Raw genomic sequence first — 16,413 nt, forward strand, 5'->3', positions numbered from 1 at the left:
TCCGTTGTCCTCGTTCAGGTGTTCCGGCCGAGCTCCTGGTCGATGAAGGCGAAGATCTCGTCAGTGCTCGCCGACTCGATCCGGCTGGTCACGGTCGCCCGGTCGGCTCCCTTCTGCAGGTCGCTCCAGCGGGTCAGCAGAGCCTGCAGCCGTGTGGTGACCGTGGTCTCGGCGCCGTCCTCCCCAGCGATCGCGGTGAGGATGGTCTCGACCTTGTCGAGTTGCTGGAGCAGCAGCTGCGATGGGGGAACGGCCGCCGGTGCGAGCTGAGCCCGCAGATGCCGGGCCAGCTCGTCGGGCGTGGGGTAGTCGAAGATGAGCGTGGCGGGCAGGCGCTGACCGGTGGTGTTCGCCAGGCGGTTGCGCAGCTCGATGGCGGTCAGGGAATCGAAGCCCAGCTCGCTGAAGGGCCGGCCGGTGTCGACGCCGTCGGGGGTGGCGTGGCCCAGGACGGCGGCGATGCCGGCGCGGACCAGGCCGATCAGGTGCTCGTGCTGCTCGTCGGAGGTGAGGCCGGACAGCTCGTCGGCGAGCAGGACCGCGTTGGTGCCGACCGCGGCCGACGGCCGGATGGTGCCGCTCGGGACCAGCGCCCGGAACAGCGGCGGAGGCGGAGCGGCCAGGTTGGCGACGTTGATCGGCGTGGCCAGCAGATGCGCCCGCGGGGAGGCCAGAGCAGCGTCGAACAGCTCCAGGCCCTGGTCGTTGGTGATGGGGACCATGCCGCTGCGGGCAACGCGCTTGCGGTCGGTGTCGGTGAGATGAGCGGTCATGCCGGTGACTTCCTGCCAGTAGCCCCAGCCGATGGACTGCCCTGGCAGCCCCGCGGCCCGCCGGTGCGCGGCGAGGGCGTCCAGGAAGACGTTGGCGGCGGCGTAACCGGCCGCGCCGGGCGGGCCGAACGTCGCGGCGGCGGAGGAGAACAGGACGAAGGCGGCCAGGGGAAGATGCCGGGTCTGCTGGTGCAGGTTCCAGGCGGCGTCCACTTTGGGGGCCATGACCGTGTCGATCCGGTCGGGCGTGAGAGCGGTCACGATCCCGTCGTCGATGACCCCGGCCGCGTGGACGACCGCGGTCAGGGGGTGCTCGTCGGGTACGGCCGCCAGGAGGTCGGCGAGCCGGCGCGGGTCGGCGGTGTCGCAGGCGGCGATGGTGACCTGCGCGCCCAGCTCTTCGAGACGGCGCCGCAGGTCCTGCGCCTCGGGGGTCTGCAGGCCGCTGCGGCTGGCCACGACGAGATGGGTGATGCCGTGGCCGGTGACGAGGTGTTCGGTGATGAGCCGCCCGATGGTTCCGGTGCCGCCGGTGACCAGGACGGTGCCGTGAGGGTCGAGGGCGGCGGGTGCGGGGCCGCGGCCACCCTCCGCCCCGTTGTCGGCCTCCGCTTCGTCGGGGACGGTCAGGCGGGCGATGCGCGGGGCGTGCAGGGTGGTGTCGCGGATGGCCAGCTGCGGCTCGCGGCGCTCCAGCGCGACGCCGATCGCGGAGGCGATGACCTGATGCCCGGCGGGCCGGCCGTCGAGATCGATGATCGTGATTCGGTCGGGGTGCTCGGTCTGGACGCTGCGGACCAGTCCCCACAGGGGCGTCTGGGCCAGGTCGACCGTCGTCCGTCCCGTCGCCGTGGTGGTGCGGGTGGTCAGCAGGACCAGGTGGCTCTGGGTGAGGCGGTCGTCGGTCACGTACTGCTGGAGCAGCCGCAGGACGCGCTGGGTGGTGGTGTGGGCATGCCCGACCACCGCGTCGTCGCCGCTGTCAGCGGTGTCGGGGCAGGGGACGAGAAGGATCTGCGGTGGCGCGGTGCCGTTCACGCTCGCGGTGAGCTCGACCAGGTCGGTGTAGACGCGGGTCGGTGTGGTGAGCGCGGCCTGCAGTGCTCGGGCCAGCTCGGGGTTGTGCTCGGTGAGGATGGCGTAGGGGCCATCCGGTCCAGGCGCGGTGGCCGGTGGCAAGGCCGGCCAGTCCAGGGTGAACAGGTGCTCGTCGAGGTGCGCGGGGCCGGAGGACAGGTCGCTGGTGAACGGGCGCAGGGTGAGGGTGTCGATCGTGGCGACCAGCCGGCCGCTCGGGTCGGCGGCGGTGATGGCGATGCCGCCGTTGCCGTTGTCGCCGCTCCTGGAGGTGATCGCGACCCGCAAGGCGGTGGCGTCGGCGGCGTGCACGGTGACGCCGTTCCAGGTGAACGGCAGGTAGGGGTGCCCATCCTGGTCGTGGGTGGTGCTGTGGGCGGCCAGGGCGGTGGGGTGCATGGCGGCGTCCAGCAATGCCGGATGCAGGGTGTAACCCGTGGCGGCCTCGGGATCGGGGAGCACGATATCGGCGAACATGCCGTCCGGGCTGCTCCACGCCTTGCGCACTCCCCGGAACAGCGGCCCGTAGTTGAGGTTGCGCTCGTCGAATCGCTGGTACAGGTCCTCGACCGGGACCGGCCGTCCGCCGGGCGGGGGCCAGGCGGTCATGTCCGGAGTCTCGGGCGATACGCCGGACGGTGCCAGGACGCCGGTGGCGTGGCAGGTCCAAGCCTGCTCGCCGGTGAGGTCGGCTCTGCCGTCGGGCCGGGAGTGGATGGACAGCGTCCGGTGCCCGTTGTCGTCGGGGGCCTGCACGGTGACCTGGATCCGGCTGGGGGAGCCGGGGTCCAGGACGAGGGGCGTGTGCAGTGCGAGCTCGTGGATGTGCGGGGCGCCGGTGTGGTCGCCCGCGTGCACCGCCAGCTCGAGGTAGGCGGTTCCGGGCAGGACAGGGGTGCGGGCGATGGCGTGGTCGGCCAGCCACGGGTGGGCGTCGAGCGAGAGCCGTCCGGTGAACACGGTGGTCTGCTCGTCGGCGAGGGTCACGCAGGCGCCGAGCAGGGGATGCCCGCCCGTCTCCAGCCCCGCTGACGCGACGTCGGCCGTGCCGGCCGGGGCACGCAGCCAGAACCGCTGCCGCTGGAACGCGTAGGTCGGCAGCGCCGGCGGCGGGGTGGGCGGTGCCGTGCCCAGCGCCCGCAGCACTCGCGGCCAGTCGATCCGGGCGCCCCGGGCATGCAGCTCGGCGAGATTGATCAGCAGGCGCCGCCATCCGCCATCGGCGCGCTGGACGGTCCCGATCACCACCGCCGGCGGGCCGGAGCCCTCCCGGGGAGCCAGGTCGAGCGTCTGCTGGATTCCGATGGTCAGCACCGGGTGCGGGCTGACCTCGATGAAGGTGCCGTGGCCGTCCTCGATCAGAGCGGTGGTCGCCTCCTCGAACCGGACGGTGCTACGGATGTTGTCGAACCAGTACGCACTGTCGAGTTCCGTGCCGTCCACGATCCCGCCGGTGACGGTGGAGTAGAACGGGATACGGGTCGGCCGCGGGTCCAGGTCGGCGACGGCGGTGCGCAGCCGGTCGCCGATGGCGTCGATGTGCGAGGTGTGGGAGGCGTAGTCGACGTCGACCGGGGCGGCGTTGATCTGATTCTCGCGGCAGAAGCCCAGGAACTCCTCCACGGCGCTCCCGGTGCCGGCGACGACGGTCGCGCGGGGGCCATTGATCGCGGCGACGGTCAGGTCGTCGCCCCATCGGCGCAGATGCCCGGCGGTGGTCTCGGCCGGCAGCGAGACCGTCGCCATGGCGCCGGTGCCGGCCAGCGCCGTCAGGGCCTGGCTGCGCAGCGCCACGATCCTGGCGGCCTCGTCGAGGCTGAGCGCGCCGGCGATGTGCGCGGCGGCCACCTCGCCACGCGAGTGGCCGACCACAGCGTCGGGGAGCACTCCCAGCGAGCGCCACAGTTCGGCCAAGGCGACCATGACCGCGAACAGGACCGGCTGGACGACGTCGACCCGGTGCAGCGGCGGGCCGCCGGGCGCGCCGGTCAGCACGTCGGTCACCGACCAGTCGATGTGCGGCGAGAGCGCTTGGTCGCACGCCAGGATCGTCTCCCGGAACACGCCGGACTCCCGCAGCAGCTCGGCGCCCATCCCGGCCCACTGGGACCCCTCGCCGGGGAACACGAACACCGTCTTGCCGGTGTGCCCGGCCCGGCCCTGGACCACGTGCATGGACGGCTGCCGCTCGGCTACCGCCTGAAGCCCTGCCTGGAACTCGGCGCGTGTGCCGATGACGACGGCGCGATGATCCATGTCCGCGCGGGTCGTGGCCAGAGCCCAGGCCACATCCGCGGGCTCCGGCTCCGGCCGGTCCTGGAGGAATCCGGCCAGCCGCCCGGCCTGCGCGGCCAGCCCGGCCTCGCTCTTGGCGGAGACCGTCCATGGGAGGACCGGATCAGGGGCGGGCCGCGCGGCGAGGTCGTCGCCGGCCGCGTCCTGCGAGGGGCCGCCGCCGTCGGACGCCGGGACCGGTTCTGGTGCGTGTTCGATGATGGTGTGGGCGTTGGTCCCGCTCATCCCGAAGGACGAGATCGCGGCGCGCCGTGGCCGCCCGGTCTCGGGCCAGGCCATCGGCTCGGTGAGCACCCGTACCGCACCGGCCGACCAGTCGACGTGCGGGGTCGGCTCGTCGACGTGGAGGGTCCGGGGCAGGACGCCGTGCCGCATCGCCTGGACCATCTTGATGACTCCGGCGACGCCGGCGGCGGCCTGGGTGTGCCCGATGTTCGACTTGACCGAGCCCAGCCAGAGCGGCCGGTCGGCGGGGCGCCGCTGCCCGTAGGTGGCGATGAGCGCCTGCGCCTCGATGGGGTCGCCCAGTGCGGTGCCGGTGCCGTGCGCCTCGACCGCCTCCACCTCGTCGGGGCCCAGGCCGGCGGCCGCGAGCGCCTGGTTGATCACCCGCTGCTGGGCGGGGCCGTTGGGGGCGGTCAGCCCGTTGCTGGCGCCGTCCTGGTTGACGGCCGAGCCGCGGACCACGGCGAGGACCGGGTGGCCGTTGCGTCGCGCGTCCGACAGCCGCTCGACCAGCAGCAGGCCGACGCCCTCCGCCCAGCCGGTGCCGTCGGCCGCGCCGGCGAACGCCTTGCACCGGCCGTCGGGGGACAGCACGCGCTGCCGCGAGAACGCCACGAACGCGCCGGGGCTGGACATCACGCTCGCCCCTCCGGCCAGCGCCATGTCGCACTCGCCCTGGCGCAGCGCCTGGCAGGCCAGGTGCAGGGCGACCAGGGAGGACGAGCAGGCGGTGTCGATGGTGACCGCGGGCCCCTCCAGGCCGAAGGTGTAGGCGATCCGGCCCGACGCCACGCTGCCGGACGTCCCCGGGCCGAGATGGCCCTCGGACTCGCTGGACAGGTTCGCGAGCCCCGATCCGTAGTCCTGCGATGAGATGCCGGTGAAGATGCCGGTGCGGGTGCCGTGCAGGGTGCCCGGGTTGATCCCGGCGTTCTCGATGGTCTCCCAGGCGGTTTCGAGCAGCAGTCGCTGTTGGGGGTCGGTGGCTTGGGCCTCGCGGGGGCTGATGTTGAAGAAGTCGGCATCGAAGTGGTCGGCGTCGTAGAGGAACCCGCCCTCGCGGGCGTAGGTGGTGCCCGGGTGGTCGGGATCGGGGTGGTAGAGGTCGGCGACCGGCCAACCCCGGTTCGCCGGGAACTCACCGATCGCGTCACGGCCGGCGGCGACCAGGTCCCAGAGCTGCTGCGGCGTCTGGATGCCGTCGGGGTAGCGGCACCCCATGCCGATGATGGCGATCGGCTCGTCCGCGCGCACGGCGATGGCCTCGGCCCGAGCGGACGTCCGCGTGCCCAGCAGGACGTCCCGCAGGTGGCGAGCCAGCGCGTCGGGCGTCGGGTAGTCGAAGACGAGCGTGGCCGGCAACCGCCGGCCGGTGGTCATGCCCAGGCGGTTGCGCAGCTCCACCGACATCGCCGAGTCGAAGCCCAGCTCGTTGAAGGGGCGGTCGGTGTCGACGCTGTCGGGTGTGGCGTGCGCCAGCACGGTCGCGATGCTGGTGCGCAGGAGCGACAGCAGGTGATCGTGCTGCTCGTCGGGGCCGAGCGTGGACAGGTATTCGGCCAGGGCGTTCGAGTGGGCGGCCGTGCCCCCGGCGGTGGGCCGGGCGGCGCCGCCGGGGACCAGCGCCCTGAACAGCGCGGGCGCCGGCGTGGGCAGGGCGCCCACGCGGACGGGGGCGGCCAGGACGCGGTGGTGCGCGGCCGCCAGGGCCGCGTCGAACAGGGCAAGCGCCCGCTCCGGCGTCAGCGCCGCGGTCTCGCCGGACGCATCGTCCATGGAGCCCCAGGCGATGGTCAGGGCCGGGAGGCCGGCGGCGTGCCGGTGGGCGGCGAGGGCGTCGAGGAAGTGGTCGGCGGCGGCGTTCGCGCCCTGGCCGCGGGAGCCGAGGATGGAGGCGGCCGAGGAGAACAGGACGAAGGCGTCCAGGGGGAGGTGGCGGGTCTGCTGGTGCAGGTTCCAGGCGGCGTCCGGGTGGGGACCCGGCGCGGCCGCGTGGATGATCCCGGTGAGGGGATGCGCTTCGGGGATGCCGGCGAGCAGCCCGGCGAGCTGTTCCGGGTCGGCGGCGTCGCAGCCGGTCACCGTGACGTGGGCGCCCGGTTCCTCCAGGCGGCGCCGCAGATCCTCGGCGTCCGGCTCGGGGCCGGTGACGATCAGGTGGGTGACGCCGTGTGCGGTCACCAGGTGCTCGGCGACCAGCGCGCCGAGGGCCCCGGTGCCACCGGTGATCAACACGGTGCCGCCGGGGGCGAGCACGGGCCGGTCACCTGCGGTGTCGTGGGGTGGGGCCGTCCTGATCAGCCGGGCGGCGTGGATGCCGGTGCCGCGGACCGCGAGCCGGGGCTCGTCCTCGTCCAGGGCGGTGGCGATCGCGGTGGGGAGCGTCTGGAGGCTCGCGGCCCGCCCGTCGACGTCGATGAGCGTGAGGCGGCCGGGGTGCTCGGCCTGGACGCTGCGGGCCAGGCCCCACACCGGGCTCTCGGCGAGGTCCACCGCGTCCTGGTCGGTGGCGGCGGTGGCGTTGGCCGTCAGCAGGACCAGGCGGGTGCCGGTGAAGCGGTCGTCGGCCAGGCATCGCTGGAGCAGCTCCGGCACGTCCTGGACGGCGGAGCGGGCGCGGGCGAGCACCTCGCCGCCCGGGTCGGACCAGGGGATGAGGACGATCGGGGGCGGGGCGTCCTCGTTCACGTCGTCGTAGCCCAGCGTGGTGCGAAGCTCCTCGGCGAGCTCGGACCCACGGGGATCGAGGATCGCGATGCGGTCTTCGGGAGCCGTCGGCTCGGCCGGCGGCAGGGGCGGCCAGGACAGCGTGTACAGGTGGTCGCGGCGCGCGGGAGCGGTCGGCAGACCGCCGGTGACCGGGCGCAGGGTGAGCGCGCCGATGGTGGCGACGGGCTGCCCGGCGGGGTCGGTGGCGGTGATGGACAGGCCGGTGGCCTGGTCGCCGGTCGGGGTGACGGCGACGCGGAGCGCGGTGGCGCGTGCGGCGTGGAAGGTGACGCCCTCCCAGGCGAAGGGAAGGTGCGCCTGTTCGCCGGGGCCGCCGGCGAACAGGGCGGCGGGGTGGAGCGCGGCGTCCAGCAGCGCCGGGTGGAGGGTGTAGCCGGTGGCGGCGTCGGGGTCGGGGAGGCCGATCTCGGCGTAGATGCCCTCACCGGTGCGCCAGGCCGCCCGCACGCCCTGGAACAGCGGGCCGTAGGCGAAGCCGCGTTCGGCGAACCGCTGGTAGAGGTCGCGGGTGTCGATGGGCTCGGCGCCTGGTGGGGGCCAGGCGGTGAGGTCCGGCGCTCCGGGGAGCGGCGCCGGGTCGGGCGCCAGCGCGCCGGTGGCGTGGCAGGTCCAGGGCTGCTCGTCGTCGCCGGTGTCGGGGCGGGAGTGGATGGCCAGGTGGCGGTGGCCGCCGCCGTCGGGTGCGTGCAGGGTGACCTGGACGAGCGCGGGCGCCTCCCGCTCCAGGGCGAGGGGGGTGTGGAGGGTGAGTTCGTGGATGTGGGGTGTGCCGGTGTGGTCGCCTGCGTGGATGGCGAGTTCGAGGTAGGCGGTGCCGGCCAGGACGGGGATGCCGTTGATGGTGTGGTCGGCGAGCCAGGGGTGGGTGTCGAGGGACAGGCGTCCGGTGAAGACGGTGGTCTGCTCGTCGGCGAGCGTCACGCACGCGCCGAGCAGGGGGTGGTCGGCGTCCTTGAGGCCCGCGGCGGCGACGTTGGCGGCGCCGGCCTGGGCGCGCAGCCAGTAGCGCTGGCGCTGGAAGGCGTAGGTGGGCAGGGCGGGCGGCGTCGAGGGCCGGGGGACGCCCAGGGTGTCGAGGATCCGGGTCCAGTCGGTGGCGAGGCCGTGGACGTGGAGGTGCGCGAGGCCCGTCAGGAGCTGCGTCCAGGCCGGGTGGTCGCGGTGCAGCGTGCCGGTGTTGACGGCGGCGGTGCCGAGGTCGTCGAGGCTCTGCTGGATCCCGATCGTGAGGATGGGATGGGGACTGGCCTCGATGTAGGTGGTGTGGCCCTGGTCGGCGAGGTGGGTGATGGCGGGGTGGAACTGGACGGTGCTGCGGATGTTGTCGTACCAGTAGCGGTCGTTCAGCTCCGTCTCGTCGATGAGGCGGCCGGTGACGGTGGAGTACATCGGGACGTCGGCGGCCCGGGGATGGATCCCGGCGCCCGCTTCGGTGATCTCGTCGGCGATCGCTTCGATGGCGGGGCTGTGCGAGGCGTAGTCGACGTCGATCCGGCGGGTCTTGATCTCTTGGTGCGCGCAGCTTTCGAGCAGGGCGGTGACGGCGTCCCCGGGCCCGGCGACGATGGTGGTGGCGGGCCCGTTGACCGCGGCGATCGCGACGCCGTCGGGGAGCAGGCCCGCCAGGTCGGAGGCGGTGGCGTGGACGGCGGCCATGGTGCCGGTCCCGGCCAGGGCGGTGAGGGCCTGGCTGCGTAACGCCACGAGCTGGGCGGCGTCCTCCAGGGTGAGGGCGCCTGCGGTGCAGGCGGCGGCGATCTCGCCCTGGGAGTGGCCGACCACGGCGTCGGGGGCGACCCCGAGCGAGCGCCACAGGTGCGCCAGGCCGGTCATGACCGCCCACAGCGCCGGCTGCACCACGTCGACCCGGTCCAGGGACGCGGCCCCCTCGGCACCGGTGAGCACGTCGGTCAGCGACCAGTCCACGTGCCGTGAGAGCGCCTGGTCGCAGGCGAGGATGTGGTCGCGGAACGCCGGGCTGGTCTGCAGCAGTTCGGCGCCCATCCCGGCCCACTGTGAGCCCTGGCCAGGGAAGACGAACACCGTCCTGCCCGGCCCGCCGGGCAGGACGCGGCCGGTCACCACGCCGGGGTGCGGCTCGCCCGCCGCGAGCGCCCGCAGGCCCGCCCGTACCTCCGCCTCGTCCCCGACGATGACGGCGCGGTGGTCCAGGACCGAGCGGGTGGTGGCCAGCGCCCAGGCGACCTGGCCGGGGTCCAGGTGGGGGTGGGCGTCCAGGTGCTCGGCCAGCCGTCCGGCCTGCGCGGCCAGCCCGGCCTCGGTTTTCGCCGAGATCAGCCACGGCACCGCCTGGGGCGCGGGGCGCGGCCGGGCCGGGACGGCGCCGGCGGGCGGCGGCGCGGGCGCCTGCTCCACGATCACGTGCGCGTTGGTGCCGCTGATGCCGAAGGAGGAGATCGCGGCCCGGTGGGGTCGCCCGGTGTCGGGCCAGGGGATCTGCTCGGTGAGCAGTTCGACGTTCCCGGTGCTCCAGTCGACGTGGGGGGTCGGCTCGTCCACGTGCAGGGTCTGGGGCAGAACGCCGTGCCGCATGGCTTGGATCATCTTGATGATGCCCGCCACGCCCGCGGCGGCCTGGGTGTGGCCGATGTTGGACTTGATGGAGCCCAGCCGCAGCGGCAGGTCGGCGGGACGCTGCCGGCCGTAGGTGGCGATGAGCGCATGCGCTTCGATGGGGTCGCCCAGGGTGGTGCCGGTGCCGTGGGCCTCCACGACGTCCACGTCGGCGGAGGTGAGGCGGGCGTTGGCCAGGGCGTCCTGGATGACGCGCTGCTGAGAGGGGCCGTTCGGTGCGGTGAGGCCGTTGCTGGCGCCGTCCTGGTTGACGGCCGAGCCGCGCACGATGGCCAGGACGGGGTGGCCGTTGCGCTGGGCGTCCGACAGGCGTTCGACCAGCAGCAGGCCGACGCCCTCGCCCCAGCCGGTGCCGTCGGCCGCCGCGGCGAAGGGCTTGCAGCGTCCGTCGCGGGCCAGGCCCCGCTGCCGCGAGAACACCACGAACGCGCCGGGGCTGGACATGACGGTGGCGCCGCCGGCGAGCGCGAGATCGCACTCCCCCTGCCGCAGGGACTGGCACGCCAGGTGGAGGGCGACCAGGGAGGACGAGCACGCGGTGTCGATGGTCAGCGCGGGCCCTTCCAGGCCGAGCGAGTACGCGATGCGGCCCGACGCGACGCTGATCGAGGAACCGGTCCCGGTGTAGCTCTCCGATGCGCTGGACAGCTCCGGGAGGCCCGAACTGTAGTCCTGCGATGAGATGCCGGTGAAGATGCCGGTGCGGGTGCCGTTGAGGGTGGCCGGGTTGATGTGGGCGTTCTCGATGGTCTCCCAGGCGGTTTCGAGCAGCAGTCGTTGTTGGGGGTCGGTGGCTTGGGCCTCGCGGGGGCTGATGTTGAAGAAGTCGGCGTCGAAGTGGTCGGCGTCGTAGAGGAACCCGCCTTCGCGGGCGTAGGTGGTTCCTGGGTGGTCGGGGTCGGGGTGGTGCAGGTCGGCGAGTGGCCAGCCCCGGTTCGCGGGGAACTCGCCTATGGCGTCTACGCCGCCGACCACCAGGTCCCAGAGCTGCTGCGGTGTCCGCACGTCGCCCGGGTAGCGGCACCCCATCGCCACGATCGCGATCGGCTCGTCGGCGGCGACCGTCCGCGTGCCCTTGGCGGTCGCGGCGCCCGTGCCGAGGAGGATGGTCCTCAGGTGGCGGGCCAGGGCATCCGGGGTGGGGTGGTCGAAGACGAGGGTGGACGGGAGGCGCTGCCCGATGGCGGTGGCCAGCCGGTTGCGCAGCTCGATCGCGGTGAGCGAGTCGAACCCCAGCTCGCTGAACGGGCGGCCGACGTCGATGTCCTCGGCCGAGGCGTGCGCCAGGACGGTGGCGACGTTGCTGCGGATCAGGGCCAGCAGCCGCTGCTGCTGCTCCTCCTCGCCGAGGCCGCCGAGCTGGGCGGCCAGGTCGTCGGCGGCGGCCGTCCCGATGGCGGTCCGCCTGCCGGGCGCGGTGAGCGCGCGCATCAGCGCGGGCACGGGGGTGGGGAGGCCGCGCGTGCTGATCGGCGTGGCGACCAGGTGGGGTACGGGGGTGGCCAGGGCGGCGTCGAAGAGCTCCAGGCCCTGGACGTCGGTGATGGCCGCGAGGTTCTCGGTGATGCGGCTGCGGTCGGTGTCGGTGAGGTGGGCGGTCATGCCGGTGGCCTGCTGCCAGTAGCCCCAGCCGATGGACTGGGCGGGCAGGCCCTGCGCCCGGCGGTACGCCGCGAGCGTGTCGAGGAAGTGGTTGGCGGCGGCGTAGGCGGCCTGGCCGGGTGAGCCCAGGGTGGCGGCGGCCGAGGAGAACAGGATGAAGGCGCTCAGGGGGAGGTGGCGGGTCTGCTGGTGCAGGTTCCAGGCGGCGTCGACCTTGGGTGCGAAGACCTTGTCGATCTGTTGGGCGGTGAGGGAGGTGACGACGGCGTCGTCGGTCACTCCGGCCGCGTGGATGACGGCGGTGAGGGGGTGTTCGGCCGGGATGGCGGTGAGGAGTTCGGTGAGTTGGGTGGGGTCGGCGGTGTCGCAGGCGGTGATGGTGACGTGGGCGCCGAGTTCTTCCAGGTGGTGGCGCAGTTCTCGGGCTTGGGGCGTGTCGGGTCCGGTGCGGCTGGCCAGGGCCAGGCGGGTGACGCCGTGGTCGGTGATCAGGTGTTCGGCGATGAGGCCGCCGAGGGTGCCGGTGCCGCCGGTGATCAGGGTGGTGCCGTCGGGGCGGGTGCGGGCGGGGATGGTCAGGACGACCTTGCCGATGTGGCGGGCCTGGCTGAGGTGCCGGTACGCCTCGGGCGCGTGGCGGATGTCGTAGGTGGTCGCCGGCAGGGCGTGAAGACGCCCGTCCGCGAACAGATCGTGCAGGTCGGTGAGGATCTCCTGGATGCGCTCGGGGCCGGCTTGCATGATGTCGAACGCCTGGTAGTGGACGCCCGGGTGGGCGGCGGCCACCTGCTCGGGGTCGCGGATGTCTGTCTTGCCCATCTCCAGGAAGTGTCCGCCAGGGGCGAGGAGGCGGAGTGAGGCGTCGTTGAACTCGCCGGCCAGGGCGTTGAGGACGACGTCGATGTGCCGATCGCCGAGGGCGTCGCCGAAGTGCTCCTCGAACTCCAGCGTCCGGGAGGACGCGATGTGGGCCTCGTCCAGGCCGTGCTCATGCAGGACGTTCCACTTGGCGGGGCTGGCGGTGGCGAACACCTCGATGCCCCAATGACGGGCGAGATGCAGCGTGGCGGTGCCGACGCCGCCGGTCGCGGCGTGCAGCAGGAGCCGCCGGCCGGGCTCGATCCCGGCCAGGTCCCGTAGCGCGTAGTACGCGGTGAGGTAGGCGACGGGCACCGTCGCCGCCCGGGTGAACGTCCAGCCGTGCGGGATGCGGGTGATCATCCGGTGGTCGGCGACGGCGGTGGGGCCGGTGCCGGTGAAGATGCCCATGACCCGGTCGCCGACGGCGAGGCGGTCCACGTCCGGGCCGACCTCGACGACGGTGCCCGCGCCCTCCCCGCCGAGCGGGCGCTGGTCCTGGGGGATCATGCCGAGCGCGTACAGGACGTCGCGGAAATTGACGCCGACCGCCGCCACCGCGATGCGGACCTGCCCGCTGCCCAGCGCGTCGTCCAGCTCCGGCGCGGGCACCAGGGTCAGGTTCTCCAGCGTGCCCTTGCCCGCGACGGTCAGCCGCCAGGGGCCGTCCGGGGGCGGGGCGAGCATCGGCCGCTGCCCGGCCCGGACCAGCCGGGGCGCGTGGATCGCGCCGTCGCGGACGGCGAGCTGGGGTTCGTCCTGCGCCGCCGCGGTCCCGATCGCGGCGGCGAACGCGGCGTGGCTGGCGGGCCGCCCGTCCACGTCCACGATGGTGACGCGGTCGGGGTGCTCGACCTGGACGCTGCGGACCAGCCCCCACACCGGCGACTGCGCCAGGCCGGGCGCTTCCCGCCCGGCCACGCCGGTGTCGACGCCGACGGCGTTGCGGGTCACCAGCACGAGCCGGGTGTCGTTCAGCCGCTCGTCGGCCAGGTACCGCTGGAGCAGGTCCAGCATCTCGCGCGTGACCGCGTGGGCCGGGCCGGGCGGGTCGCCGTCGCCCGGTTCGCACGGGACGCAGAGCACCGGGGGCGGCTCGGTGATCTGCCGGAGGTCCTCATAGACCTGTGCGGGGACGGCGGACGCGGCGTGCAGCAGGCGGGCGAGGCCGGGGCCGTACGAAGCCAGGATCGCGACGGGGCCGGCGGCCGGTGCGCCGGCCTGCAGTACCGGCCAGGTCAGCGTGTAGAGCTGGTTGTCGCGGGCGGGCTTGGCGGGCAGCCCGGTGAGCGGCCGGAGGGTGAGCGTCTCGATGGTCGCGACGGGCTGCCCGGCGGGGTCGGTGGCGGTGATGGACAGGCTGGTGACCTGGTCGCCGGACGGGATGACGGCGACGCGGAGCGCGGTGGCGCCGGCGGCGTGGAAGGTCACGCCCTCCCAGGTGAAGGGCAGGTGGGCCTGGTCGTCCCCGCCGCCGGCCAGCGCGACCGGGTGGAGCGCCGCGTCCAGCAGCGCGGGGTGCAGGGTGTAGCCGGTGGCGGCGTCGGGGTCGGGGAGCCGGACCTCGGCGTAGATCCCCTCCGGGGCGCGCCAGGCGGTGTGGACGCCCTGGAAGAGGGGGCCGTACTCCAGACCCAGGTCCGCGAACCGCTGGTAGAGGTCGCCGGTGGCGACCTCCTCGGCGCCGGCGGGCGGCCAGGGCATGGGCTCGGCCGGGGCCGCGAGACCGGGGCTGAGGGTGCCGGTGGCGTGGCACGTCCACGGCTCGTCGGACTCGGCGGCGGTGCGGGAGTGGATGGTCAGGGCGCGCTGACCGTCGTCGCCGGGGGCACCGACGGTGATCTGGAACTGGGCGGGGGCCGTGAGAGCGAGTGGCTTCTGGAGCGAGAGTTCCTGGATGTGGGGTGTGTCGGTGTGGTCGCCTGCGTGGATGGCGAGTTCGAGGTAGGCGGTGCCGGGTAGGACGGGGATGCCGTTGATGGTGTGGTCGGCGAGCCAGGGGTGGGTGTCGGGGGACAGGCGTCCGGTGAAGACGGTGGTCTGCTCGTCGGCGAGCGTCACGCACGCGCCGAGCAGCGGGTGGCCGCCCGTCTCCAGGCCCGCCGACGTGACGTCGGTGGCCCCGGCGGCGGCGTCCAGCCAGTAGCGCTGCCTCTGGAACGCGTAGTTCGGCAGGGACGGGAGCGTGTCCGGGCGGCCGGTACCCAGCGCGCTCAGGACGCGGGCCCAGTCGAGCGGGACGCCGTGCGCGTGCAGGTGGGCGAGGTTGGTGAGGATCTGCGTCCAAGCCGGGTGGTCGCGGTGAAGCGTGCCCACGGCGAGGGCGGGTGTGTCGCGCGCGTCCAGGGTGTGCTGGACAGGCGTGGTGAGCGTCGGGTGGGGGCTGGCCTCGATGTAGGTGGTGTGGCCCTGCTCGGCGAGGCGCATGACGGTGGGGTGGAAGTCGACGGTGTTGCGGATGTTGTCGAACCAGTAGCGGCTGTCCAGTTCCATGCCGTCGATCGGCCGGCCGGTGACCGTGGAGTGGATCGGGACGGCCGCGGCGTTCGGACTGACCTCGCGGGCGGCCGCGGTGATCTGCTCGGCGATGGTGTCGATGGCGGGGCTGTGCGAGGCGTAGTCGACGTCGATGCGGCGGGTCTTGATCTTGTGCTGCTCGCACCGGTCGAGCAGGGTGGTGACGGCGTCCTCGGACCCGGCGACGATGGTGGTGGCCGGTCCGTTGACCGCGGCGATCGCGATGTCGTCGGGGAGCAGGTCCGCCAGGTCGGAGGCGGTGGCGTGGACGGCGGCCATGGTGCCGGTCCCGGCCAGGGCGGTGAGGGCCTGGCTGCGTAACGCCACGAGCTGAGCAGCATCGTTGAGGGTGAGTGCGCCGGCGGTGTAGGCGGCGGCGATCTCGCCCTGGGAGTGGCCGATCACGGCGTCGGGCTCGACGCCCAGCGACCGCCACAGATGGGCGAGGCCGGTCATCACCGCGAACAGCACGGGCTGCACCACATCGACCCGGTCAAGGGACGCGGCCCCCTCGGCACCGGTGAGCACGTCGGTCAACGACCAGTCCACATGGCGTGAGAGCGCCTGCTCACAGGCCCGGATGTGATCCCGGAACACCGGGCTGGTGGCCAGGAGTTCGGCGCCCATCCCGGCCCACTGCGAACCCTGGCCGGGGAACACCATCACCGTTTTGCCATGGGGCCCCGAGCGGCCCGACACGACCGCGGGGTGCGGCTCACCGGCCGCGAGGGCCCGCAGGCCCTCGCGCAATTGTGCCTGGTCTCCGACAAGGACGGCGCGGTGCTCCATGACCGAACGCGTGGTGGCCAGCGCCCAGGCGATCTGGCCGGGGTCCAGGTCGGGGTGGGCGTCCAGGTGCTCGATCAGCCGCTGGGCCTGCGCGGCGAGCCCGGCTTCGGTCTTGGCCGACAGCGACCACGGCAGCGTCTCCGGTCCCGAAGTCTCGCCGGCCGACACCTCCGCCTCGGCATCGGACGACGGCCCCGCCTCCTCGGCAGGGGGTGCCTGCTCGACGATGAGGTGGGCGTTGGTGCCGCTGATGCCGAAGGAGGAAATGGCGGCGCGGCGGGGCCGCCCGGTCTCCGGCCAGGGGATCTGCTCGGTGAGCAGTTCGACCGCTCCGGCCGTCCAGTCGACGTGCGGGGTCGGCTCGTCGACGTGGAGGGTACAGGGCAGGACGCCCCGCTGCATGGCCTGGACGATCTTGATGATGCCCGCAACACCGGCGGCGGCCTGGGTGTGGCCGATGTTGGATTTGATGGAGCCCAGGTGCAGGGGCCGGTCGGCGGGGCGCTGGCGTCCGTAGGTGGCGATGAGTGCTTGGGCTTCGATGGGGTCGCCAAGGGTGGTTCCGGTGCCGTGCGCTTCCACCACGTCCACGTCGGCGGCTGCCAGCCGCGCATTGGCGAGGGCGTCTTCGATGACGCGCTGCTGGGACGGGCCGTTCGGCGCGGTCAGGCCGTTGCTCGCCCCGTCCTGGTTGATCGCCGAGCCGCGCACGACGGCCAGGACGGGGTGGCCGTTGCGCCGCGCGTCCGACAGCCGCTCGACCAGGAGCAGCCCGACGCCTTCCGACCAGCCGGTCCCGTCGGCCGCCGCGGCGAACGGCTTGCACCGGCCGTCGGGGGAGAGCCCACGCTGCCGGGAGAATTCCACGAAGACGCTGGGCGTGGACATGATGGCGATGCCGCCGGCGAGTGCGAGGTCGCATTCGTTGTTGTGGAGGGATTGGCGGGCGAGG

General features: G+C 73.7%; 1 protein-coding gene. It reads right to left on the reverse strand.

The window, feature by feature from the left end; genetic code table 11:
- Positions 1 to 14: 14 nt before the first annotated feature.
- A partial coding sequence (locus ABD296_RS40605) for an SDR family NAD(P)-dependent oxidoreductase (RefSeq protein ID WP_344280622.1) occupies positions 15 to 16,413 on the reverse strand: 16,399 nt, incomplete at its 5' end.

The organism is Actinomadura napierensis (assembly GCF_039529375.1).
GTDB classification, from domain to species: domain Bacteria; phylum Actinomycetota; class Actinomycetes; order Streptosporangiales; family Streptosporangiaceae; genus Spirillospora; species Spirillospora napierensis.